The organism is Streptomyces sp. NPDC020917 (assembly GCF_044333795.1).
Classification (GTDB): domain Bacteria; phylum Actinomycetota; class Actinomycetes; order Streptomycetales; family Streptomycetaceae; genus Actinacidiphila.
On record NZ_JBIRRR010000024.1, the window covers coordinates 132,654 to 156,575 of the forward strand.

Genomic DNA, 23,922 nt, shown 5'->3' on the forward strand with positions numbered 1-23,922 from the left:
CGGTGCTGCGGGCTCATACCGGGTCCCCCAGCCTCAGGACGGTGCCCAGGCCGCGGCGGCGGCCCAGCCAGGTCTCGGCGGCAACGGCGGCGGCGACGAGCGCGGCCAGGCCCGCGCCGAGCGCCGCCGTCAGCAGGTAGTCGGTGTGCAGCGGCGGCGCCTGCGGCCCGCCGGTGAAGCGGCGCAGGGTCAGCGCGGGCCCGAGGACGGCGGGCGTCGCCAGGCCGAGGGCCACCCCGCCGGCGGCCGCGGCCAGCGCCATCGGCAGCAGCTCCAGGGCGTCGAGCACGGCGATGCCGCGGGTGGGCAGGCCCAGGGTGCGCAGCCGGGACGCGGTGCGGCCGCGGTCCTGGGCGGTCATCAGGAGTTCCAGGACGAGGGCGAGCAGGGCCAGCAGCACGGCGACGGCGGTGCCCGCGGCGTAGACGCGCTGCACGCCGCGCAGCAGGCCGTCGTGGCGGGCGGCGTCCAGTTCCTCGCTGCGCAGGAGGAGTTGGCCGGTGGGCCCGGCGACCCGGGCGGCAGCCACGTGCAGGGCGGCGGCGTCCAGGTGCGGGCCGTACAGCAGCACCTGCGCGTAGTCGGTGTCGCGGGCGGTGAGCACGGACGCCGCTGCCGCGTCGAGCACCAGCATGGGCAGGGGCGGCACCGCCGTCGTGTCGTTGCCGGGGCCGGCGGTGCGGGCGGCGTCCGTGCCGATGAGCGGGCCGAGCGCCGGGTCCTGGCGCACGGACAGGTCGAGGACGCCGACGACGCGGAAGGACACGTGCGCGTTGTGCAGCGACGAGGCGAAGACGTCGCCGACCGCGGCCGTGCCGAAGTCCGCGGAGGCCAGCGCCGGCAGGACGACCCGGCCGCCGGGGCCGGCGGCCGCCGCGCCGGGGTGCGCGGCCAGCAGGGCGCGGGCGAGCGCCGAGCCCGGGGCCGCTGTGTGCAGGGCGGCCGCGTCGACGCCGGCGATCCGCACCTGGTCCCAACTCGTGCCGTCCCGGCCGCTGGTGAGCCGGGACGTGGCCCCGCGCAGGGTGACCGCGTGCCGCACGCCGGGGACGTGGACGAGGTCGGGCTCGGCGGTGCCGTCGCGCCCGGCACCGATGACGGTCGCGTCGGCACCGGCGCTCCACACCGCGGCTGCCCGGCGGCCGTCGCTGACGGTGCGCGAGACCAGGCCGCCGAAGACCGCAGTGGACAGCGTGGTCACCAGGACCAGCAGCGTGAGGGCGTGGCCCGGGGCTTCGCCCGCGGCCCTGGACAGCCCGATCGTCCCCACCGCGCCGCGCCCGCGCCGCGCGGCGCGGGCCAGCAGGCGCAGCGGCAGCGGGTAGGCGCGGATCAGCAGCACCACGGCGGCCAGGCCCAGCAGGGCGGGGACGGCGGCCAGTTGGAGGTCGACGCCGGAAGAGGAGCCGGAGGAGGAGCCGGCCGAGCCCCGCGAGCGCAGGGCCAGCACCCCGGCGGCCGCGAGCAGCAGCACCCCCGCCTCGGCGGTGAGCCGCCGGGTCCCGGTCGGCGCCTGCTCGCGGCGCCGGCCGCGGTCGCGCAGCCTCGCCCAGGTCATCGCGGGCAGGACCAGCCAGGCGGCGGCCGCCAGGACGGCCGCGGGCAGCGGCGAGCCGAGGGCCGTCCCCGCAGGGGCGAGCAGTCGCGCCGCGGCGAGACCGGCGGGCAGGCCGAGCAGTGCGGCGGGGGCGGTCTGCAGCAGCCGCACCAGGGCCAGGTCGGCAGCGGAGGCGCCGCGGGCGCGCTGCAGCGCCTGGGCGGCGGCCCTGCGGTGCAGCGCGAGGCGCGCGGTGACCACGACAGTGGCCAGGCCCACCGCGAGCAGGCCGGCGAGCGCGAACGACTCCAGGGTGCGGGCCTGGGCCCGTTCCGCGGCGAACTCCTGTGCCAGCGCGGGGATGTCGTTCGCGGTGGCGAGCGCGTCGGTGGGGTGGCCGGCGACCATGCACAGGGCGGCGGAGTAACCGCCGTCGCCGGGCGGGCAGTACCGGTCGCCGGAGGCGGTGGCGTAGGCGTTGGCGGCGCGCCGCAGCGCGGTCAGGCCCGCCGGGGTGGCCATCCGGGTCGCCTCGGTGCCGGTCGCGTGCAGCGCGGCGCTCCACGTCACGGTCAGGTCGCCGGCGCCGCGGTCCTGGAGGGCGTCGAGCGCCGAGGCGTCGACGACCGCCTGGGCGTGCCAGCCGTCGGCGTCCGCCGACGGCCGCTGCAGCAGCGGCTCCTGGCGCCACAGCGGGGCCCGGCCGTCCGGCGGGGCGGTGAAGAAGCCGGTGACCCGGGCGGGGGTGACGTACCGGTCCTCGGCGGCCTTCAGGTCCAGCAGCTGGCCGAGTGCGAGATGCAGGGTGTCGCGGGTGCGGACCGAGACGGCGATGCCGATCGGCCCGCCCATGGTGGACCGCGCCGGCGGGCCGCCCTGGAGGTACGCCGAGCGCGCGGGGGCGTCGTCGGCGTAGAGCAGGGCGAGCTGTCCGGGGCCCGCGGCGGTGCTGGTGTTCGCCGGGGACACCTCGACGCGGGTGGACTGGTGGCGCAGGGCCCCGGCGAGCGGCGGCCTGGCGGTGCGCAGCAGGTCCGCCCCGATCGTGGCGAGTTGGGCCGCCACGGTGCTGCCCGAGGGGTCGATCGCCGCGTCGTCGGGCCGGTGCAGCACCGCGCTCTGCCGCACCAGCGGCTGGGTGCGCTGCGCGGCGTCCGCCCGGGCGGCGAACGCCTGGCCGGCGAGCCGGTCCAGCAGCGGCGGCCCGGCCGCGGCGACCACCGTCAGCAGTGTCACCACCGCGAACAGGCAGGCCAGCAGCGCCACTTCACCGCGCGCCTCGCGGGCCGCCCCCACTCCGCGCGGCAGCAGCCCGGCAACCCGCCGCCGCAGCACGGCCGTTCCTCGCGGCGGCCGGGGCGGGCGGCCGGCGGTGGGGTCGGGGGTGCCGTCCGGGCCGGTCATTCGTCGCCTGCTCTCAGGGTGCGGACGAGGTCGATGCGGGCCAGAGTGCGCGACAGCAGGGTGACGGTGGCCACGATGAGGCCGGCGGTGAGCAGCGCGACGAGGGCGACGTCCAGGTACGGGACGTCGGCCAGCAGCCGCGGGTACACCGGCCGGCCGGTGTCGTCGACGGTGACCAGCGGCATGATCACGACGGCCAGCGCGGCCCCCAGGACGGTGCCGAGGACGACGGCGAGCAGCGCGATCCACAACTGCTCGGTCCACAGCAGCGCGGCGAGCTGGCGGCGGCGGACGCCGATCGCGCGCAGCAGCGCGAACTCGCGGCGGCGCAGCCGGGCCGACATGGCGGTGTGCAGGGTGAACCCGACGACCGCGAAGGCCGGTGCGAGGACCAGGCACAGCAGCAGCACGGAGCGGGTGCCGGTCCGCAGCGGGTCGTGGGTGAGGTCCGCGCGCGCCTGGGCCGCGGTGGTGACCGCGCCGAGCGAGGGGTCGGCGCGCAGCGCGGCGGCGGCCGCGCCGCCCTGCGCGGACAGCCACCAGAACGCCTCCTGCGGCTGGGCCAGGCCCTGCGCGGCCAGGTGCGCGGCGAGCACCCGGGAGTCGACCAGCAGCCGTCCGTGCTCGCGGTCGAAACCGGGCACGGCGCCGATCCGCCCGACGATCCGCACGGTGACCCGCGCCTCGTCGGTACGGGTGAGCACCACGGTGTCGCCGACCGTGAACTGGCCGGTGGCGGCGAGCGTGTCGTCGACGAGCGCGGGCACCGGCGGCGGCGTGCCGTGGTGGACGGGGGCCAGGTCGATCTGCCACATCGGGAGCCGCACGGTGGTGTCCGGGCCGCGCAGCAGGCCGTCGAACAGGTCTCCGGGGTGGGCGGTGCTGGTGCAGAGCACCGGCGGGTCGACCGTGTTCCCGCTGGGGTCGAGGCCGGGGCAGGCGGCGTCGGCGGGGGCGTTGATGCCGTTGGTCAGGTCGTGCCAGACGCCGCCGGCGGCGGTGACGCCGGGAACGGAGACCGCCAAGTGGTAGGTGCGGCGGGCGTGCGCGCCGAGCATGTTCAGCGACATGCCGGTGATCCGCAGCGGGTACTGCCGCGCCGCGCCCGCCCGGCCCCCGCCGGCCAGCGGCAGCGTCACCCGGTACGGGGTGCCGTCGGTGACCGGCAGCGGGACGGTCACGGTGCTGGGCAGCCCGTCGGCGTCCTCGACGGTGAGCGTGAGCCGGACCGGCACCTCCTGCCCGGGGGCGACGCCGTCCGCGGACAGCCGCACGGTCAGCGGCAGCGCGGTGGGCCGCCCCGGAACGGCGTAGCCGTGGTCGGGGACCGTGGCGCCGAGGCCGGCGAGCAGGCCCGCCACCGGCCGGTCGGTGAGGTCGGAGCGGATCGCCGGGACCGGGCCGCCGCCGGCCGGCGCGTGCCAGGTGGCCGCCACCGCCGCGGTGTTGACGCCCTCGACGTCCACCTGGGTGTCGCCTGCGGCCAGTTGCACGTCGGTGACCGGCGTGACGGCCCGCACCCCGGGCAGTGCCGCGTACACCGCGTGCCGCTGCTGGACCGGCGGCGCCTGCCCGCCGTCCGGCTGCGGCACGACCTTGACGTCGGCGCCGGTGGCGAAAGCGGCCTGGTCGCCCGCCCCGCGGTCGAGGATGCCGAGCGCCGTCGTGCTCAGCGCCGCGACCGCCAGAGCGAGCGTCATGAGCAGGGCGGGCCCGGCGTGGCGGGCCGCGCGCCGGCCGACCTGCCAGCCGCCCAGCGGCAGCACCAGCCCGCTGCCGCGCCGGGCGGCGCGGTCGATCAGCGGGGCGGCCAGCGGCAGCAGCCGCAGCGACAGCAGGGTCGCGGCGGCGGTCATCAGCACCGGGGCGAGGACCAGCACCGGGTCGACGGAGACGCCGGACACCCCGCCGGAAGCCACCGGGGTGCGGTACTGGCGCAGTTGGAGCCAGCCGAGCACGGCCACGGCGGCCAGCGCGAGGTCGGTGCCCGCCCGCTGGAACGCGGCCGCCCGGGGGCCGCGCAGCCGCAGCCGCAGTGCGGCGCGGTGGTCGGCGGACTGCACGGCGGTCGGGACGAGGACGGACACCCCGTGCACGGCGAGCGCGAGCAGGGCCGCGAGCCGGCCGGCCGTGGTCGCGGCGGTGCCGGGCACGCCGCCGTCGAGCAGCCCCGCGCGGTGCAGGCCGTGCAGCAGTGGGCCGGCGAGGAAGGGCGCCGCGACCGCGGCGGGCACCGCGACCAGCGCCCACTGGGCGGCGGTTCCGGCGACCAGCCGCCCGGTGCCGGCGCCGCGGGCGCCCATCAGCGCGACCTCGGCGGCGCGGGACTGGGCGAGCTGCCGTGCGGTGAGCACCAGCGCCGCGACGGCCAGGGCGCCGAGCAGGGTGCCGGGGATGTCGATCCCGGCCCGGGCGACGGCCATCGGCGCGGCCAGGTCGTCGATCTCGGAGGGAAGTGCGGAGTCGGCGTGCACCCCGTCCAGCGGCGGGGTGCCGCCGTGGAAGACGGAGACGCCGGTGTCGCTGCCGGCGAAGTCGGCGGCCCGGTCGCGCAGCGGGGTGACCTGGCCGAGCCGCAGCCGCGAGGTGACCGGGGCGGCGATCCACTCGGCGAGCGCGTCGGCGGTCAGGCCCGGCTGCGCGGTGAAGCCGTCCCAGGGCATCAGGGCGATGCTGTCGACGGTGTCGAAGGTGCTGGCCAGCCCGGCGAGCACCCCGGGGTCGCCGGCCGCGGGCGTCCACAGGCCGCTGACCCGCAGCTGGAGGCGCTTGTCGCGGGTGAGGTTGATCGCGAACAGGTCGCCTGGGTGCAGCCCGGTACGGGCGGCGACGGTGCCGTTGAGCGCGGCCTCGACGGGGCCGCCGGGCGCGGTGGCGCGCGGCCAGTGCCCGCTGAGCAGCCGGGCGTGCCGGGCCGCGTCGGGCAGGCCGACGAGGGTGACGGACGCGCCGCGCCGGACGCCGTCCGGCCGCAGCACCTCGTACTGCGAGGACAGCGAGGAGGGGGTCCGCAGGGCGGTGTACGTGGTGTGCGGGACGTCGCCGAAGACCCGGCCGAGCTCGGCGCGGATCGAGGTGTCGGCGGCGGGCATGCCCTGCGCCCGGTAGTGGGCGATGACCTGGACGGTGGTCGCGGGGTTTCCGGCCAGCCGCTGCTGGATGCCGCCCTCCACCGAGCGGTCGGCGAGCGAGGCGACGGCCGCGAGCACGGTCGCCGACAGCAGCACGGCCAGCGCAGCCGCGGCCAGCACCATGCCGTGGTGGGCGCCGCCGCGCACCGTGGCCGGGGCTGCCGGGCGGCGTCCGGCAACGGCCCTGGGCCGTACCCCCGTTGTCCCCATGCGCGTGCCAACCCCCGTGTGTCCACGGGCGAGACGAACTCACCCGGCCGCCGAACGTATCGGCGACCGGGTGGGCTGTGCAACGGTTCCAGTCGAACGCACAGGGGATTGCGTACTCCTGCACGCGACTTGCGCGCGGTGGGTCCGACGCGGCCGGTGGGCCGGGTCAGTGCAGCTCGGTGATCTCCGGGCCGCGCCGCATCGGGTCGATGCCGTCCCCGAACTTCGACTCGCTCTGGTCCGGGGCGCCGCCGTCCGGGACCATCTGCGCGTCGTTCGGCAGCTTCAGCACGATCGGGTCACGCGGGGCCATCGGAGCCTCGCCGCGCACCACGACGGTGTCGCGGAACACGGCCTCCAGCACGCCGGCGGCCTGGGGCTGCACCGCGCCCTGGCCGGAGATCACGCCGCGCAGGAACCAGCGCGGGCCGTCGCATCCGACGAAGCGCACCAGCTGCACGCCGTTGGTGCCGTCAGGCAGCTGCACCGGGACCTGCGCGCGCAGCTCCCAGCCGAGCGGGCCCTCGACCTCGTCGATGATGCCGCCCTGCTGGGTGATGCCGGCGGCGATCTCCTCGCGGACCTCGCCCCAGATGCCCTCGGACTTCGGTGCGGCGAAGCCCTGCAGCTGGATGGCGCTGTCCCGCAGCACCACGGTCGCGGCGACGATGGACTCGCCGGCCACCTCGACCCGCAGCTCCATGCCCTCGACGCCGGGCACGAAGATCCCGCCCAGGTCCACCCGGCCGTCGCCGGGCTCCTTCACCTCGCCCAGGTCCCACGGCCCGTCCGGGCGGGGGGCGGGCGGAAGGTTGTACCGGGACTCCGTACCGGAGTCGTCCGGCTCCTGGGCGTCCTCAGCCGACTCGTCCGGGCCTTCGGCCTCGTCGAACTCGTCGACGGCGTCTTCGCGCTCCTTGCGACGACGGAACACGGTCACTGTCCTTCCCGGTCGGTGCCGACCGCTGCGTATCCGTTGCTGGACGTGCCCGCCGACGGCTTCTCCACCGCGGCGTGCCCCCCCGTGGAGCCGAAGCCCCCCGCGGCCCTTGCAGATCCCGGCAGTTCCGCCACCTCGTGGAAGCGGACCCGCTCGACCTGCTGGACGACCAGTTGGGCGATCCGGTCGCCCCGCTCGAACCTGACGCTCTCGCGCGGGTCGAGATTGACCACGATCACCTTGATCTCTCCACGGTACCCGGCATCGACCGTCCCCGGGGCATTCACCATGGCCACTCCGCAGCGCGCGGCCAGCCCGGAGCGCGCGTGCACGAAGGCGGCGTACCCGTCGGGCAGGGCCAGCGCGATGCCGGTCGGCAGCACGGTGCGCTCGCCGGGCGCCAGTTCCGCGGCCTCGGTGGTCACCAGGTCCACGCCGGCGTCCCCAGGATGCGCGTACGACGGCACGGGCACGGACGGATCGAGCCGCCGCAGCAGCACGTCGACAGGCGGCCGCTGGGCACTCACTGTTCCCACCCGTTCGCTTCTCCGCCCGCTCGGCGACACACCGGCATCAACCCCGCCACCCGCCCGGTGGCCTCGCGCGCGCCGCTCACGGGTTCACCTCGAAGGCGCGGGCGACCTTGACCTGGTCCGGGTCGGACATCGCGGCGCGGACCTCGTCGGCGCGGCCGTTGCTGGTGAAGTGGTCGAGCTTGACCTCGACGAACAGGGCCTCGGCGCGGACCGCGACGGGTCCGTCGGGGCCGCCGATGCGGCCCTCCGCCCTGCTGTAGATCTTGCGGCCGGCGACGGCGACGCAGCGCGCCGACAGGTGGAGGGTGGAACCGACCGGCACCGGGCGCACGAAGTCGGACTCCAGCCGGCCGGTGACCGCGATGACCCGCAGCAGCCAGTTCAGCGAGCCCAGCGCCTCGTCGAGCGCGGACACCAGCACGCCGCCGTGAGCCAGACCAGGCGCGCCCTGGTGGGCGGGCTGCACGGTGAACTCCGCGGTGATGCTGACGCCCTCGCCGGCCCGGGCGGCCAGGTGCAGTCCGTGCGGCTGGTTCTCGCCGCAGGCGAAGCACTGGTCGTAGTGTGAGCCCAGCAGCTCCCCCGGCGCCGGGGCGTCGGGGTGCCGCACGGGCGGTGTCGCGTCGGGCGGCGGGGTCAGACCCGGCCGGCCGCCGCCGGAGGGTGTCGTAGCTGCACTCACGCCGCAGACCCTACCCTCCTGCGGGATCCTTTCCCGTCCTGCGTCCGTTGCTCTTCGGGGTCGCGCTCGCTCGGGTCGTCGCGCGCCCGCCCCGCGCGGGTCCCGCGCCCGCTCCCGCACGTCTTCCCCGTATCCCGGAGTCCGGATGAATCCCAGGAGCGTCGTCGTCACCGGAGCCGGCCGCGGTATCGGCCGGGCCATCACCCTGGAGCTGGCGCATGCCGGCTTCGACGTGATCGGCACGGTCCGCAGCGAGGACCGCGCGGAGGCACTGCGCGCCGAGGTGGCGCGCAGCGGCGCCGCGGTGCGCACGGTGCTGCTGGACGTCGCGGATCCGACGTCCTGCGTGCAGGCGTTCACCCGGATCGCCGGGATGACGGGCGGCGGACCGTGGGCGGTGGTGAACAACGCCGGGTTCGCCCAGCCGGGCGCCGTGGAGGACGTGGACGACGAACTGGTCCGGCGGCAGCTGGAGACCAACCTGGTGGCGCCGGCCCGGATCGCCCGGCTGGTGCTGCCGGCGATGCGCGACCGGCGGACCGGCCGGATCGTGAACGTCTCCTCGATCGCCGGCCGGGTCTCGCTGCCGATGCTGGGCTGGTACTGCGCGAGCAAGCGGGGCCTGGAGTCGGTGACGGACGCGCTGCGGATGGAGACCGAGCCGTTCGGCGTGAAGGTCAGCCTGGTCGAGCCGCGCTCCTACGGCACCGGCATCTGGGAGGCCGGCGCCGGGCTGCTGCCGGACGAGCACTCCTCGGCGTACGGGGACCAGTACGCGGCCGCGGAGGAGGTGCTGCGCGGGGTGCGCCATCTGCCGGGCCCGCGCCCGGTGGCGCTCGCGGTCCGCAAGGCGCTGACCGCCCGGCGCCCGCAGTCGCGCTATCTGGTGGGCGGCGGCGCGCGGTCCACCGCGGTGCTGGACGCGGTCGCCCCGACCGCGGCGTCGGACCGGGTCAAGCAGCTGGCGACCGGCCTGCGCACGGCTCCGCCCCGGGTCACCCGCGCTCTTGCGCGCCTCCGCGGCAGATGACACAGCAGGGCATGGCAGTCTGGTGCCATGTCTGGTGTGATGCCTCCGCTCGGCGGCGACTACGACGAGCGACTGACCGTGCCGCGTTCCTGGTGGCTGATGGCCCTGGGCGTGGGCGTCGCGATGGCGCTGATCGTCTACCCCTTCGGCCCGCTCGCGATGCTCGCCGGCCTGGTCGGCGGCGCCGCCCTGGCCATGGCGGCGGTCAGCTCGTACGGGTCGGCGCGGATCAGGGTGGTGGCCGGCTCCCTGGTGGCGGGCAAGGCCAGGATCCCGGTGGAGGCGCTGGGGAACGCGAGCGTCCTCGACCCGGCCGAGGCGGTGGCCTGGCGGTCGCACAAGGCGGACCCGCGGGCGTTCATGCTGATGCGCTCGTACGTGCCGACGGCGCTGAAGGTGGAGGTGACCGATCCGGCCGACCCGACGCCGTACGTCTACCTCTCGACGCGGTCGCCGCAGCGGCTGGCGGAGGCCCTGGCGGCGGTCAGGACGCCCCGGTAGGACCGGTGGTCCCGGTGGGCCCCTCGGTGTCCGGCGGGCTCCCGGTGGGCCCGCTGAACCCGGGCGGAGGGGGGAGTTCCGGCGTCCCGCCGACCGGCGGTGGCGGCGGGGGCTCCTTCTCGGCCCACGGCTTCTGGAGCTCGCGCAGGTCGTGGCGCACGCGCTCGGCGAGCCTGCGGGTCTCCCGGCGGTTCAGGGTGGCGCCGACGGCCGCCCCGATCATGAACGGGGTCAGCGAGGGCGCGTGGCGCACGGTGCGCCGCAGCAGGCGCTGGCGCATCTGCCGCTTCATGCTCGTGCCCAGCGCCACGTTGACGGTGGACAGCCGGAGCACGTCGATGCCGCGCTGCTCGGTCCACGACCACAGGTAGGCGGTGGCGCGCTCGCGGGCGTTGCCGGCGGAGCGCAGCCCGTAGACCTCGTGCAGCTCGGCGATGAGCTTGTACTCGATCGCCGCAACGCCGAGGGTCTCGGTGGCCAGTTCTGCCGGCATGGTGGGCGGGGTGGGCAGCATCGCGACCGCACCCACACCGGCGCCGACCGTCATCGTGCCCTTCACCGCGGCGGCGATCAGCCGGTCCGCGATGTCCTCGGGGCCGAGGCCCGGGAACTGGCGGCGGAGGGTCGCCAGATCGCGGACAGGGATCCGCGGAGCGGTCTCGATGAGCCGCTCGGCGACCGATCCGAAACCGGTCCTGGCCATCCGTCCGCCCCGGCGGGCGCCGCTGCTGAACCCCCGGCCGACACCGCGAGCGGTCGTGGCCGCGAGCGAGGCCCTGCGGCCTCGCTCGTCGCCCTCGCGGCTGTCCGGCGATCCGGTCACGGGCGCCCGCGGGTCAGGCCGCGCAGTCGCGGCAGATCGGGTTGCCGTTCTTCTCCGAGGCCAGTTGGCTCCGGTGGTGGACGAGGAAGCAGCTCATGCAGGTGAACTCGTCCGCCTGGCGGGGCAGCACGCGGACCGACAACTCCTCGTTGGAGAGGTCAGCTCCGGGCAGCTCCAGGGATTCGGCCTGGTCGAACTCGTCGACGTCCACCGCGGAGGTGGTCTTCTCGTTCCGCCGGGCCTTCAGTTCCTCGATGCTGTCCTCGTTGACGTCATCGTCGGTCTTGCGTGGGGTGTCGTAATCCGTAGCCATTTTCGCTCTCCCCCTGTGGGTGTCTGCGGTGTCTCCAGCGCACGTAACGCGCGGGAGGCCGGACTTGTGCCCGCCTCGAGGCGGAGATTTTGCCTCACATCAAGCCCTGTTACTCAATCGACACCCGACACGCCCCCCGAAGAGGTGATCGCGCCGGTGGCCGATCATGATCCACGGCGGTCCGAAATTCATACGCCGTGAACGCCTTCACGTGTACTTCCCGTGATCATGACCTGGGGAAACATGGATTTTCCGGTCTTTTCCCCTGGCCTGGCGATCACCGAGCGTACACGCTGTGCGAAGTTGGTGTGCAATCGATCACAGCCGCTCCGCCGCTCGAACAGAACCGGAAATTACTCGCATAGCGAACACGTCCCGGGCCCGGCCACCCTCCAGGACGCACAACGGGGGTGACAGGTTTCACAGCGACGGACACACCTGTCCTGCGACGGGGTCCGCGGGGGACCCCGTCGCGGGGCACAGCTGCCGGACATGGAGCGGGAGCGCCTGGTCAGACCGGGATCGCGACCCGCATCACCAGGCCGCCGCCCTCGCGGGGCTCGGCCGAGATGACGCCGCCGTGCGCCCGGGCGACGGAGCGGGCGATCGACAGGCCGAGGCCGACGCCCTTGTCGCTGCCGGTCCGCTCGGTGCGCAGCCGCCGGAACGGCTCGAAGAGGTTGTCGATCTCGTAGGCGGGGACCACGGGGCCGGTGTTCACCACCATCAGGAGCCCCTGGCCGCCCTCCACGGCCGTGGAGACCTCCACCCAGCCGTCCTGGGCCACGTTGTACCGCACGGCGTTCTGGACCAGGTTCAGGGCGATCCGCTCCAGCAGCACCCCGTTGCCCGGGACGACCGCGGAGGTGAGGTTCTCGCGCAGCTCCACATGCCGGCCCTCGGCCTCGGCACGGGTCTGCTCGACGGCCTGGGAGGCCACCTCGGCCAGGTCCACCGGTTTGCGGTCCACGATCTCGTTCTCGCTGCGGGCGAGCAGCAGCAGGCCCTCCACCAGCTGTTCGCTGCGCTCGTTGGTGGACAGCAGCGTCTTGCCCAGCTGGCGCAGGTCGGGCGACGCCTCCGGGTCGGACAGCTGGACCTCCAGCAGCGTCCGGTTGATCGCCAGCGGGGTGCGCAGCTCGTGCGAGGCGTTGGCGACGAAACGTCGCTGGGCGTCGAAGGAGCGCTCCAGCCGGTCCAGCATCCCGTCGAAGGTGTCGGCCAGCTCCTTCAGCTCGTCGTCCGGGCCGTCCAGCTCGATCCGGCGCTTGAGGTCGGAGCCCACCACGCTGCGGGCCGTCCTGGTGATCCTGCCGAGCGGCGCCAGCACCCGCCCGGACATCACGTAGCCGAACGCGAACGCGACCACGGCGAGGCCGATCAGGGCCATCAGGGAGCGCTTGAGCAGGGTGTTGAGCGCGACGTCGCGCTGGTGCTGCATGCACTCGTTGATCGCGGTGTTGATGTCGCTGCTGTGGCTCGCGGCGAGGCAGCCGCCCGGCGGCACGTTGATGCCGGTCACCTGGAACGGCAGGCTCGAGCCCTCGTGGATGGCGTGCGCCGCCAGCAGGTAGATGATCCACAGCAGGATCACGCCGGCGATCAGGAACATGCCGCCGTACAGCACGGTCAGCCGTATACGGATCGTCGGCCGCAGCCAGGGCGGCGGCGGGTGCTCTGCGGGCGGCGGGTCCCAGGACGGGCGCGGCGGGGCGGGCGGCCTGGCGGGCGGGGTCGCGCCCCGCGAGGCCGCCGAGGACGATGAAGCGGGGTGACCGGGGTACTGGGTGGCCATGGCGATCAGATCCGGTAGCCGGAGCCGGGCACGGTGACGATCACCGGCGGCTCGCCGAGCTTGCGGCGGAGCGTCATGACCGTCACCCGCACCACGTTGGTGAACGGGTCGGTGTTCTCGTCCCAAGCCTTCTCCAGAAGCTGCTCGGCCGAGACCACCGCGCCCTCGCTGCGCATCAGGACCTCCAGCACGGCGAACTCCTTGGGCGCGAGGTGCACCTCCTTGCCGTCCCGGAACACCTCTCTGCGGTTCGGGTCGAGCCGGATGCCGGAACGTTCGAGGACCGGCGGCAGCGCGGCGGTGGTCCGCCGGCCGAGCGCGCGGACCCGGGCGGTCAGCTCGGTGAACGCGAACGGCTTCGGAAGGTAGTCGTCGGCGCCCAGCTCCAGGCCCTCGACCCGGTCGCTGACGTCGCCCGCCGCGGTGAGCATCAGCACCCGGGTGGGCAGGCCGAGCCCGACGATCTGCCGGCACACCTCGTCGCCGTGCACGACCGGCAGGTCGCGGTCGAGGACGACCACGTCGTAGTCGTTGACCCCGATCCGCTCCAGGGCGGCACCGCCGTCGTAGACCACGTCGACGGCCATCGCCTCGCGGCGCAGGCCGATGGCAACCGCGTCCGCGAGCAGTTGCTCGTCCTCGACGACCAGAACGCGCAAGGCCGTGTCCTTTCCGGTGAACTGTGGGGATCCTCCACACATCCTGCACCGCAGGGCCGTAAACCGGCGGTAAGCGAGAGCCGGGCGGGACGTGAGCGGAGCGTGTGGAGACCGCGTGCAGGTTCGGAACGGGGATCGAACGGCGGCTGAACGCGCAGCAGGCGGGGCGGCCCCCGCCGGATCCAGGGGAATTTCTTTCGTGTCGGAGAGGTTTCCGGCATCAGTCATGCGGGGAGGACGGCTTTACACCCACCCACCGTGCCCTGCCACCCGTTTCCCACGTGTGGCACCCGGGGCAGACACATCCCCGTGTCAACGGAGACGACGAGGAGGCGCCATGGACGCGTTCACCACCGGAATCCTGCAGCGCATACACACCACGGAGTCCGATCTGCGCCGGGCCCGGGAAGTGGGCGACGACTTCCTCGCCGACGTGGAACAGAGCGAGCTGGAGGATCTCCGCCGCCTCGCCGCCGAGCACGGCGTGGACGTACGGCCCAAGGTCGCCTGAGCCGTCCCGGCGGACCCCCAAGCCGCACGCCCCGGTCACCAGGAAGGTGCCGGGGCGTTCGCATGCCCGCGGGCGGGCGGGCGGCCGCCGGGACGGCGGCATGGCGGGCGAGGGTCGGACGGGGCTCAGTCGTGCCAGGCGCCGAGCCCGTCCAGCTTCTCCTGGAGCGGCTCGAAGAGCCCGGGCGGCGCCGCGACGGTCAGCTCGCCGGAGGCCGGCCGGCCCGGCCGCCCGCCGGTCAGCGCGCCCGCCTCCCGGGCGAACAGCTCGCCCGCGGCCAGGTCCCAGGGGTTCAGCCCGCGCTCGTAGTAGGCGTCGAGCCGGCCGCAGCCGACGTCGCACAGGTCGATGGCCGCCGAGCCGGCCCGCCGGATGTCCCGGACCTGGGGCACCAGCACGCGGACCACCTCGGCCTGGGCGGCCCGCCGCTCGGCGATGTAGCCGAAGCCGGTGCCGACCAGGGCGTGTGCGAACACGGGTGCCGGCCGGCAGTGCGCGGCCCGGCCGTTGACGAGGGCGCCGCGCCCCAGCACCGCCTGGTACGTCTCGCCGCGCATCGGCGCCGCCACCACCCCGACCACCGTCGTGCCGTCCAGCTCCGCCGCGATGCTGACCGCCCACGACGGCAGCCCGTACAGGTAGTTCACGGTGCCGTCGAGCGGGTCGACGACCCAGCGGATGCCGCTGGTGCCCTCGCTGCTGGCCCCCTCCTCGCCGAGGAACCCGTCCTCGGGGCGGGCCCGGCCGATGACGGAGGTGATCAGCTTCTCGGCGGCGATGTCCATCTCGGTGACGACGTCGATGGAGCTGCTCTTGGTGGCGGCCACGCCGAGGTCGGCGGGGCGCCCGTCGCGCAGCAGGTCGCCGGCCCTGCGGGCGGCGTCCAGCGCGATCTGCAGCAGCTCGTCGAGCAGCTCGGGAGCGGCCGCGGTCTGCGGTGTGCTCATCGTGGTGGCTCCTCAGTCGGTGCCGGCAGCGGCCGGCAGCGGGGTCCTGGCCGGGCAGCAGCCGGCGGGGCAGACGTCGTGGCTGGGGCCGAGCGCGCCGAGCGCGCACCGCCGGGGCGTGCCGCCCCGCTCGGTGGCGGCACGCTCCACCACCAGGTCCCGCACCGCGGCGGCGAACCGCGGGTCGGCGCCGACGGTGGCGGCACGGGCGACCGGCAGGCCCAGTTCCTCGGCCTTGGCGGCGGCCTCGGTGTCCAGGTCGTACTTGACCTCCATGTGGTCGGAGACGAAGCCGATCGGCGCCATCACCACGGCGGGCGCGCCGGCCGCGTGCACCTCCTCCAGGTGGTCGCAGATGTCCGGCTCCAGCCAGGGGATGTGCGGGGCGCCGCTGCGCGACTGGTAGACCAGCTGCCACGGTCGGTCGACGCCGGTGGCCGCCCGCACCGCCTCGGCGATCACGGCCGCGGTGTCCAGGTGCTGGGCGACGTAGGCGCCGCCGTTCCCGTGCCCCGGTACCGGCCCCGAGGTGTCGGCGGACGCGGTCGGGATCGAGTGGGTGGTGAAGGCCAGCCGGGCGCCGTCCCGCACCTCCTCGGGCAGTTGGGCCAGCGCGGCCAGCACCGCGTCGGTCATCGGCTCGACGAAGCCCGGGTGGTTGAAGTAGTGCCGCAGCTTGTCCACCCGCGGCACCGCCCGGCCCTCCTCGGCGAGCACGGCGAGCGAGGCGGCGAGGTTCTCGCGGTACTGGCGGCAGCCGGAGTACGAGGCGTAGGCGCTGGTCGCCAGGACCAGGATCCTGCGGTGCCCGGCGTCGGACATCTCCCGCAGGGTGTCGGTCAGGTAGGGCGCCCAGTTGCGGTTGCCCCAGTAGACCGGCAGGTCGAGGCCGTGCTCGGCGAAGTCCTTGCGCAGCGCGTGCAGCAGCTCGCGGTTCTGCGCGTTGATCGGGCTGACGCCGCCGAACAGGAAGTAGTGCCGGCCGACCTCCTTCAGCCGCTCGCGCGGGATGCCGCGTCCGCGGGTGACGTTCTCCAGGAACGGCACGACGTCGTCGGGTCCCTCCGGGCCGCCGAACGAGAGCAGCAGCAGGGCGTCATAGGGGGCGGCGTCGGGACGGGCCGCGGAGTCGGGCTGGTCTGGCTGATCGGGCATGTCTCCGATCCTGCCATCCCCGGCAGAACCGCCCGCACCGGAGGCACCGGCCGTAGTGGGCCCGACCGGGCCTGCGCACGGGCCGCCGGGACCCGCCGGGAGGGGCGGCGGGGCGGCCCCGCAGGTCTGGCCGGAAAAGGACTTGCCCCCGTTCGTAAGCTGTACGGACCATCTATGTTCCTTACGGACACACGCCACCCGTGTGTCCGCCGAGCGACGGCGGCGACGCCCGGGAGCACCAGTGAGCAGTCCGTACCAGGCGATCTTCGCCGCTCCCGGAACCCGGGCCTTCTCGGTGGCGGGCATGGTGGGCCGGATGCCGCTGTCGATGCTCGGCATCGGCATCGTCACGATGATCTCCCAGGTCACCGGCAGGTACGGGCTGGCCGGCGCGCTGTCGGCGACGCTGGCGCTCGCGGGGGCGGTGTGCGGCCCGCAGGTGTCCCGGCTGGTCGACCGGTACGGGCAGCGGCGGGTGCTGCGCCCGGTGTCCGCGGTCACCGTCGCCGCGCTGGCGGCGCTGCTGGTCGCGGTGCGCACGGGCGCACCGGACTGGGTGTACTTCGTCTGCGTGCTGTTCGCCGGGTTGACGCCGAGCATGGGCGCGATGGTGCGGGCCCGCTGGACGGTGATCCACCACGACTCGCCGCGGCTGCTGCACACCGCCTACTCGTTCGAGTCCGTGGTGGACGAGGTCGTCTTCATCCTGGGCCCGATCCTGTCCATCGGCCTGTGCACGGCCTGGTTCGCCGAGGCGGGGCCGCTGCTGGCCGCCTTGTTCCTGGGGGTCGGCGTGCTGCTGCTGACCGCGCAGCGGGCCACCGAGCCGCCCCCGCACCCGCACGACCAGCTGACCGGCGGTTCCGCGCTGCGCACGCCGGGCCTGGCGCTGATGACGGCCGTGTACGTGGGCACCGGGGCGGTCTTCGGCGCGGTGGACGTGACCACGGTGGCGTTCGCGGACGAGCGCGGCCACAAGGCGCTGGCCAGCCTGGTGCTGGCGACGTACGCGCTGGGCTCGTGCCTGGCGGGCCTGGTGTTCGGGCTGGTGAAGCCCCGGGGATCGGCTCCCCGGCGCTTCCTGCTGGGCGTGTCGCTGATGGCGGTGAGTATGATCCCGCCACTACTGGTCGGAAACTTGTGGTTCCTGGCCGGTGCGCTGTTCTTCTCGGGCCTGACCATCGCGCCGACGATGGTGACCGCGATGGGCCTGGTGGAGCAGCTGGTACCGCGGGCGAAGCTGACCGAGGGCATGACGTGGATCTCCACGGGGCTCGCCGTCGGCGTCGCCGTGGGGGCATCGCTGGCCGGCCGGGTGGTCGACACCAGCGGCGCCTCCGCCGCGTTCGCGGTACCCGCCGTCGCTGCGGTCGTCGCCGTGGCGGTGGCGGTCCTGGGGAACCGCCGGCTGCGGCCGGCGTCGGAGCGGGAGGAGCCGCACAGGCATGGCGGGGACGTGGGCGAAGCAGACGGATGGGCCGGCCGGGACGCGGAACGCGACCACCGGGAAGGCGTGGCGTAACTGGGCGGGGAACGTCTCCGCGACGCCCGCCCGCACGGTCGCGCCCGCCTCGGTGGACGAGCTGGCCGCCGAGGTGCGCAAGGCGGCCGCTGACGGCCTCACGGTCAAGGCGGTGGGCGCCGGGCACTCCTTCACCGCCACCGCGGCCACCCGGGGCGTGCAGGTGCGCCCCGAGGCGCTGACCGCGATCCGCTCCGTCGACCGCGAGGCCGGCACCGTCACCGCGGAGGCGGGCGTGCAACTCCGCCAGCTCAACGCGGTGCTGGCCGCGGAGGGCCTGTCGCTCACCAACATGGGCGACATCATGGTGCAGACGGTGGCCGGCGCCACCAGCACCGGCACCCACGGCACCGGCCGGGACTCGGCGTCCATAGCCGCGCAGATCCGCGCGTTCGAGCTGGTGACGGCCGACGGTTCGGTGCTCACCTGCTCGCCCGAAGAGAACCCCGAGGTCTTCGCCGCAGGCCGGATCGGGCTCGGCGCGCTCGGCGTCGTCAGCGCGATCACCTTCGGGGTGGAGCCGATCTTCCTGCTGACCGCCCGCGAGGAGCCGATGCCCTTCGACCGGGTGATGGCGGAGTTCGACCAACTCGTCGCGGAGAACGAGCACTTCGAGTTCTACTGGTTCCCGCACACCGACGGCTGCAACACCAAGCGGAACAACCGCAGCCAGGGCCCGGCCGCCCCGGTCCCCGCGGTGCGCGGCTGGATCGACGACGAACTGCTGTCCAACGGCGTCTTCCAGGCCGCCTGCGCGCTGGGAAAGGCGGTGCCCGCGGCGATTCCCGGCATCGCGAAGGTCTCCAGCCGCGCGCTGTCCGCCCGCACCTACACCGACATCCCGTACAAGGTGTTCACCAGCCCGCGCCGGGTGCGGTTCGTGGAGATGGAGTACGCGATCCCGCGGGAGGCCGCGGTGGCGGCGATCCGCGAACTCAAGGCCATGGTCGAGCGGTCGGACCTGCGGATCAGCTTCCCGGTGGAGGTCCGGGTCGCGCCGGCCGACGACATCGCGCTGTCCACCGCGTCCGGGCGCGACAGCGCCTACGTGGCGGTGCACATGTACCGGGGCAGCGGGTACCAGCGGTACTTCACCGAGGTGGAGCAGATCATGGTCGCCCACGGCGGCCGCCCGCACTGGGGGAAGATCCACACGCGTGACGCAGAGTATTTCCGCGGGGTCTACCCGCGGTTCGGCGAATTCACGGAATTGCGCGACAGGTTGGATCCGGATCGGCTGTTCACCAACCACTACCTCCGAAGGGTGCTGGGGGCGTAGGGCGGTTCGCGGGACGGTTCATTGGACTGTGTCCGCTTTTGCCCGGCGCACGAGGGGCTCACGCGTGACCCGCGTCACCCAACTCCCGCCCCCCGCAGGACATTCGGCGGCGCGGCAGCCGCCCTCCACTGGCCCAAATGGAGTACCGTGACGAATCCTGGCTCCCGGTGCCCGTCCGGTCGCCCGGGCAGATGGGGAGGGGCCAGGAGTGCGTGCCCCGGGGCACTGGCGATCGGTCACGCAGCGTGGCCAATCGACTACAGTCCCATAACGGCGTGTCACCGAGCAGGCCCGACACGCCGGGTAACTCAGCAAGGTTGTGGCACGCTGCACCCGGGCAGGCCACACTCTGTCCAACGGGAGCAGCGACGCACGTGACGTCGGCAGGCACCACCCGGGAGGTAACCGTGCCCGAACTGCGCGTCGTGGCCGTCAGCAACGACGGCACACGACTGGTGCTCAAGGCTGCCGACAGCACGGAATACACCCTCCCCATCGACGAGCGGCTGCGCGCCGCCGTGCGCAACGACCGTGCGCGGCTCGGCCAGATCGAGATCGAGGTCGAGAGCCATCTGCGGCCCCGAGACATCCAGGCGCGGATACGTGCCGGCGCCTCGGCGGAGGAGGTCGCCCAGCTGGCCGGTATCCCGGTCGAGCGGGTGCGCCGCTTCGAGGGTCCGGTGCTCGCCGAGCGGGCGTTCATGGCCGAGCGGGCCAGGAAGACGCCGGTGCGCCGGCAGGGCGAGACGACCGGGCCGCAACTGGGCGAGGCGGTGGCCGAGCGGCTGCTGCTCCGCGGCGCCGAGAAGGACACCGTCCTGTGGGACTCCTGGCGCCGGGACGACGGCACCTGGGAGGTGCTGCTCGTCTACCGGGTGGCCGGTGAGCCGCACTCCGCGAGCTGGACGTACGACCCGCCGCGCCGGCTGGTCCAGGCCGTCGACGACGAGGCCAGGTCGCTGATCGGCGAGACCATGCCGAGCGCCGCGCAGGAGCCGAGCTTCCCGTTCGTGCCGAGGATCGCCCGGCTGCCGCGCGACCGGCCGCTGGACCGCGCCCTGGACCGCCAGTCGGAGAAGGCGCCGGAGCGGCCCGAGGAGCGGGCGGCCGCGGAGCCGGAGGAGCGGGACTCGCTGACCAGCCTGCTGGAGGCGGTGCCGAACTTCCGGGGCGACATGGTCGTGCCGGGGCCGCCCCCGAGCGCGCCGGAGTCGGCGCCCTCGGTGGAGGAGCCGGCCGAGGAGGCCGAGGAGCAGGCGCCGGCCGCCAGCGCGGGGGCCGCGTACGCGGACGTCCTCATGCCGCGGGCGGTGGCCGGCCACCGCGACCGCCTCGTCGGCACCACGGACCGCCAGGCCGAAGCGGATGGCGTCCGTCCCGGCCGCCGGGCGACCGTCCCCAGCTGGGACGAGATCGTCTTCGGCAGCCGCCGCAAGAAGCAGGAATAACGGGCCGCGCCCCGCTCTGACGCGGGGCGCCCCTCCCCCGCCAAGGGGTCACCCTTTCGAGGCCGCACCCTCGCGGAGTGGGTCACCCCTCAGGGGCGCGGGGAACTGCGCGACCAACCACGATGAAGCCCGCCCGTCGCCGCCGGCCCGAAGGGGCAATGGCGGTCGCCACCGGACCAGCCGCCGGTGACGGGCCGGGCGCGCAGTTCCCCGCGCCCCTTGAGCGTGACCTGCTTCGGAGAGGCGAACACGGAAGCGGTCAGGCCGGGGTGGGGCCTGTGGCTACGGGGCGGGTGGGGTGGGCGGTCCACTCGCTCCAGGAGCCGGGGTAGAGAGCGGCCGGCACGCCGGCGACGGCGAGCGCGAGGATCTGGTGCGCGGCCGAGACGCCCGACCCGCAGTAGACGCCCACCTCGGCACCCCCCTTCGCACCCACCGCGGCGAACCGCTCCGCCAAGCGTGCCGCGGGCAGAAACGTGCCGTCGGCGGCCACGTTGTCCATGGTGGGCGCGCTGACCGCGCCGGGGATGTGGCCGGCGACCGGGTCGATCGGCTCGACCTCGCCCCGGTAACGCTCCCCCGCCCGCGCGTCCAGCAGCACGCCGCGCCGCGCGAGCGCCGCCGCGCCGTCCGCGTCGAGGACCGGCATCCCGCCCGGCGCGGGCACGAAGTCCCCGTCGCCCGGCGGCGGTTCCTCGGTGCTCAGCGGCAGCCCCGCCGCGGTCCAGGCGGCGAGCCCGCCGTCCAGCACCCGCACCCGCTCGTGGCCGGCCCAGCGCAGCAGCCACCACGCGCGGGCCGGCCCCCAGCCGTTCCAGTCGTCGTAGAGCACCACGTCGCGTCCGGCGCTGACTCCGGCCCGGCGCATCGCCGCGCCGAACACCTCGATGCCGGGCAGCGGATGGCGGCCGCCGGCACCGGGCGGGCCGGCGAGTTCGGCGTCCAGGTCGACGTACCGGGCGCCGGGGACATGGCCCTTGGCGTACTCGCCGTGCCCGGGCGGCCCGCCCATCCGGTAGCGCACATCGATCAGGACGGGCGGCTCGCCTGCGCCGCCCAGTTCGGCCGCCAGGCCGGCCGCGGAGATGATCGGTTCCATACCGCCATTGTGGCGGCCCGCGCGCGGCGGGCGGCCACGGCCCGGTGGGTTACGGCCCGGTGGGTTACGGCCCGGTGGGTACCGTTTCGGCCGCTCCTCAGCACCAGGGTGATGAATCCGGCGCGGTCGGGGCGCACCGGACAGCCCCGGATGGAACGATCGGCGTGCACGTTCCGTGCCACGTTCACCGGAGTCGTCCCGAGGAGTCGCTGCGCCATGACCGACGTACCGAGCCGGCGGTTCCCCGGCACGCCCTGCTGGGCCAGCCTGATGGCCCACCGGGTCGATCGCGCGCTGGAGTTCTACGGCGCCCTGTTCGACTGGGAGTTCGTGCCCGGGCCGCGCCAGCTGGGTCCCTACCGGATCGCGGTGCGGGACGGGCGGCGGGTCGCCGGCATCGGCGAGGGCGACGCCGAGCCGCACCGGCCGGTGGCGTGGACCACGATGCTCGCGTCGGACGGCGCGGACGCGGCCGCGGAGCTGGTGCGCGAGTGCGGGGGCACGGTCGGCATCGGCCCGTTGAACGCGGGCGAGGAGGGGCGGCTGGCGCTCGCGGTGGACCCGTCGGGCGCGGTGTTCGGCATCTGGCAGGGCGGCAGGCTGCCGGGCGCCGAGGCGACCGGGGAGCCCGGCACCGTCGCCTGGAGCGAGCTGCTGACCCGGGACTCGGCGCTCGTGGCGAAGTTCTACCAGGCGGTGTTCGGCCTCGCCGTGCAGGCACCGGAGGACGGCGGGGCCGACCGGCTGGTGCTCGCCGCGGGCGGGCAGCAGGTGGCCGGCGTGCGGGGCCTGGGACGCGATCTGCCGCGCGAGCGGGGCGCGCACTGGATGACGTACTTCGCGGTGGCCGACACCGACGCGGCGACGGCGCGGGCGGCCGACCTGGGCGCACGGGTGCTGGAGCCGCCCCGCGACTCGCGCCACGGCCGGCTGGCCGCGGTCGCCGACCCCGAGGGCGCGACCTTCGCGCTCGTCACCGCCACGGCCCCGCGCGCCGCGCAGGACTGACTCCCGCCGGACCCAGGCTCTTCGAGCCCGGGCCGCAGAGGGCCCGCAGAACCCACCACGGCCGAACCCGCGCCCCGGAACGGCGGTCGCGCCCCGCACTCCGGGGTCATGGCCGCGCCCTGACCGCGCCCGGCACAGACGTCGCCTACGCGGAGTCCGCCGTCATCGCCGGTGTCGCGGACAGCAGTTGGGGGGCGTCGGCCAGCACCAGGCCGGCCGCGCCGCGTACTTCGGCGCCGTCGCCGAGGCCGCCGGTGACGATCTCGATGCCGTCGGCCGCCGAGGGCAGGGTGTGCCGCCGCACGCCGGCCCGCATGGGCTCCAGGATGTCCTCGCCCGCGCCGGCCAGGTCGCCGCCGACCACGATCAGCTGCGGGTTGAGCAGGGTGACCAGGGTGGACAGGGCACGGCCCACCGCGTCCCCGGCGTCGCGGACGGCGCGCAGCGCCCCGGTGTTGCGCTGCTCGATCAGCGCGGGCAGGTCCCGCGGCGCCACGGGATGGCCCCAACTGTCGGACAGCAGGCGGGCGATGGCGACCGGGCTGGCCACCGTCTCCAGGCAACCGCGGTTGCCGCAGCGGCAGATGAGGCCGTCGGCGATCAGCGGCAGGTGCCCGATCTCGCCGGCCAGGCCGCGGGCGCCCAGCAGCAGCCGGCCGTTGCTGACGATCCCGGCTCCTATCCCGGCCGAAAGCCGGACGTAGACCATGTCGCCGGCCTCCCGGCCGGCGCCGTACATCCGCTCGGCGAGCGCGCCCGCGTTGGCGTCGTTGGTGACGCGGACCGGCAGCGAGGTGCGGCGGCGCAGCTCGTCGGTGAGCCGCAGGCCGACCCAGCCGGGCATGATCCCCTCGGCGCCCAGCGCGCCGCTGCCCAGTTCGACCGGGGAGGCGATGCCCGCGCCGATGCCGAGCACCCGGTCCCGGGCGACGCCGGTCTCCTGAAGGGCGCGCCCGACGAGTACCGCGACCAGGTCGAGGGTCTCCTCGGGGGCCCGGTCGACCTCCTTGGCCACCCAGTGCTCCCACATCACCGCGCCGAACAGGTCGCACAGGATGACCCGTACGTGCTGGTGGCCGATGTCGGCGCCGATCGCGTAGCCGGCGCTGGGGACCAGCGAGAGGGACTGCGCGGGGCGTCCGGTGCGGCGCGGTTCGGTGTCGTCGGCGCCCTCGTCCTCGGTGACCAGGCCGACCGCGATGAGGTCGGCGATCAGTGAGGAGACGGTGGCCCTGGACAGGCCCGTCACCCGGACGAGTTCCGGCCGGCTGCTGCGCGGCGCGGCGTGCAGGGCCTCCAGGACCCTCAGCCGTCCCACCTCGCGCAGGTTCACTGGCGTGTCGATCGTGACCCCCGGAGTCCGTGCGTACTGTCGCGTAGCGTCTGCCCGCA

General features: G+C 75.1%; 20 protein-coding genes. 7 read left to right on the forward strand and 13 right to left on the reverse strand.

Annotated elements, in window-relative coordinates:
- Positions 1-13 precede the first annotated feature (13 nt).
- The 5 genes from ACH4TG_RS35505 to ACH4TG_RS35525 form a co-directional block, all read right to left on the reverse strand.
- Entirely contained in the window at positions 14-2,941 is a 2,928-nt protein-coding gene (locus ACH4TG_RS35505; RefSeq protein WP_398246784.1) for a hypothetical protein, read from the reverse strand.
- Positions 2,938-6,282, reverse strand: a complete 3,345-nt coding sequence (locus tag ACH4TG_RS35510; protein WP_398246785.1) for an FtsX-like permease family protein — start codon at positions 6,280-6,282, stop codon at positions 2,938-2,940. The genes ACH4TG_RS35505 and ACH4TG_RS35510 overlap by 4 nt, the downstream gene beginning before the upstream one ends.
- A gap of 166 nt (positions 6,283-6,448) precedes the next feature.
- Positions 6,449-7,216, reverse strand: coding sequence for a DUF3710 domain-containing protein (locus ACH4TG_RS35515; protein ID WP_398246786.1), 768 nt, complete (start codon positions 7,214-7,216; stop codon positions 6,449-6,451).
- A gap of 2 nt (positions 7,217-7,218) precedes the next feature.
- Complete coding sequence (gene dut, locus ACH4TG_RS35520; protein ID WP_398246817.1) at positions 7,219-7,749, reverse strand: dUTP diphosphatase; 531 nt, start codon at positions 7,747-7,749, stop codon at positions 7,219-7,221.
- An 85-nt stretch (positions 7,750-7,834) separates the two neighbouring features.
- The gene (locus ACH4TG_RS35525; protein ID WP_398246787.1) at positions 7,835-8,440 is read right to left on the reverse strand and encodes a PaaI family thioesterase; all 606 of its coding nucleotides are present in this window, start codon (positions 8,438-8,440) and stop codon (positions 7,835-7,837) included.
- A gap of 145 nt (positions 8,441-8,585) precedes the next feature.
- Between ACH4TG_RS35525 and ACH4TG_RS35530 the strand changes: the two genes are divergently transcribed.
- Both ACH4TG_RS35530 and ACH4TG_RS35535 read left to right on the forward strand, forming a co-directional pair.
- On the forward strand, positions 8,586-9,470 hold the full coding sequence (locus tag ACH4TG_RS35530) for an SDR family oxidoreductase (protein ID WP_398246788.1): 885 nt from the start codon (positions 8,586-8,588) through the stop codon (positions 9,468-9,470).
- 27 nt (positions 9,471-9,497) lie between these two features.
- Positions 9,498-9,971 carry a DUF3093 domain-containing protein gene (locus ACH4TG_RS35535; protein WP_398246789.1) on the forward strand — a complete coding sequence of 158 codons (474 nt, stop codon included), beginning with the start codon at positions 9,498-9,500 and terminating at the stop codon, positions 9,969-9,971.
- Here the strand turns inward: ACH4TG_RS35535 and ACH4TG_RS35540 are convergent.
- The 4 genes from ACH4TG_RS35540 to ACH4TG_RS35555 form a co-directional block, all read right to left on the reverse strand.
- On the reverse strand, positions 9,955-10,674 hold the full coding sequence (locus ACH4TG_RS35540; protein ID WP_398246790.1) for a hypothetical protein: 720 nt from the start codon (positions 10,672-10,674) through the stop codon (positions 9,955-9,957). The two genes, ACH4TG_RS35535 and ACH4TG_RS35540, sit on opposite strands and share 17 nt — an antisense overlap.
- A 133-nt stretch (positions 10,675-10,807) precedes the next feature.
- Complete coding sequence (locus ACH4TG_RS35545; RefSeq protein ID WP_031512922.1) at positions 10,808-11,107, reverse strand: DUF4193 domain-containing protein; 300 nt, start codon at positions 11,105-11,107, stop codon at positions 10,808-10,810.
- 511 nt (positions 11,108-11,618) lie between these two features.
- The gene (locus ACH4TG_RS35550; protein WP_398246791.1) at positions 11,619-12,902 is read right to left on the reverse strand and encodes a sensor histidine kinase; all 1,284 of its coding nucleotides are present in this window, start codon (positions 12,900-12,902) and stop codon (positions 11,619-11,621) included.
- Between the two features lie 5 nt (positions 12,903-12,907).
- Positions 12,908-13,561, reverse strand: coding sequence for a response regulator transcription factor (locus tag ACH4TG_RS35555; RefSeq protein ID WP_398246792.1), 654 nt, complete (start codon positions 13,559-13,561; stop codon positions 12,908-12,910).
- 337 nt (positions 13,562-13,898) lie between these two features.
- Between ACH4TG_RS35555 and ACH4TG_RS35560 the strand changes: the two genes are divergently transcribed.
- The gene (locus ACH4TG_RS35560) at positions 13,899-14,072 is read left to right on the forward strand and encodes a hypothetical protein (protein ID WP_398246793.1); all 174 of its coding nucleotides are present in this window, start codon (positions 13,899-13,901) and stop codon (positions 14,070-14,072) included.
- A 125-nt stretch (positions 14,073-14,197) separates the two neighbouring features.
- On the opposite strand, the gene ACH4TG_RS35565 is transcribed toward ACH4TG_RS35560, so the two are convergent.
- Positions 14,198-15,019: an inositol monophosphatase family protein gene (locus ACH4TG_RS35565; RefSeq protein WP_398246794.1), complete on the reverse strand. Its 822-nt coding sequence runs from the start codon at positions 15,017-15,019 to the stop codon at positions 14,198-14,200.
- A 12-nt stretch (positions 15,020-15,031) separates the two neighbouring features.
- A complete protein-coding gene (locus ACH4TG_RS35570) occupies positions 15,032-16,174 on the reverse strand; it encodes a ferrochelatase (RefSeq protein ID WP_398246795.1) in 1,143 nt (380 codons plus the stop codon).
- A 241-nt stretch (positions 16,175-16,415) separates the two neighbouring features.
- Here ACH4TG_RS35570 and ACH4TG_RS35575 point away from each other — a divergent pair, with 241 nt between their 5' ends.
- The 3 genes from ACH4TG_RS35575 (at position 16,416) to sepH (ending at position 20,423) form a co-directional block, all read left to right on the forward strand.
- Positions 16,416-17,696 carry an MFS transporter gene (locus ACH4TG_RS35575; protein ID WP_398246796.1) on the forward strand — a complete coding sequence of 427 codons (1,281 nt, stop codon included), beginning with the start codon at positions 16,416-16,418 and terminating at the stop codon, positions 17,694-17,696.
- Entirely contained in the window at positions 17,620-18,975 is a 1,356-nt protein-coding gene (locus ACH4TG_RS35580; RefSeq protein ID WP_398246797.1) for a D-arabinono-1,4-lactone oxidase, read from the forward strand. The genes ACH4TG_RS35575 and ACH4TG_RS35580 overlap by 77 nt, the downstream gene beginning before the upstream one ends.
- 374 nt (positions 18,976-19,349) lie before the next feature.
- Positions 19,350-20,423: a septation protein SepH gene (sepH, locus tag ACH4TG_RS35585; protein ID WP_398246798.1), complete on the forward strand. Its 1,074-nt coding sequence runs from the start codon at positions 19,350-19,352 to the stop codon at positions 20,421-20,423.
- 259 nt (positions 20,424-20,682) lie between these two features.
- On the opposite strand, the gene ACH4TG_RS35590 is transcribed toward sepH, so the two are convergent.
- Positions 20,683-21,522 carry a sulfurtransferase gene (locus ACH4TG_RS35590; RefSeq protein WP_398246799.1) on the reverse strand — a complete coding sequence of 280 codons (840 nt, stop codon included), beginning with the start codon at positions 21,520-21,522 and terminating at the stop codon, positions 20,683-20,685.
- 216 nt (positions 21,523-21,738) lie between these two features.
- Here ACH4TG_RS35590 and ACH4TG_RS35595 point away from each other — a divergent pair, with 216 nt between their 5' ends.
- On the forward strand, positions 21,739-22,530 hold the full coding sequence (locus ACH4TG_RS35595; protein WP_398246800.1) for a VOC family protein: 792 nt from the start codon (positions 21,739-21,741) through the stop codon (positions 22,528-22,530).
- A gap of 145 nt (positions 22,531-22,675) precedes the next feature.
- Here the strand turns inward: ACH4TG_RS35595 and ACH4TG_RS35600 are convergent, their stop codons facing one another.
- On the reverse strand, positions 22,676-23,848 hold the full coding sequence (locus tag ACH4TG_RS35600) for an ROK family transcriptional regulator (protein ID WP_398246801.1): 1,173 nt from the start codon (positions 23,846-23,848) through the stop codon (positions 22,676-22,678).
- Positions 23,849-23,922 lie beyond the last annotated feature (74 nt).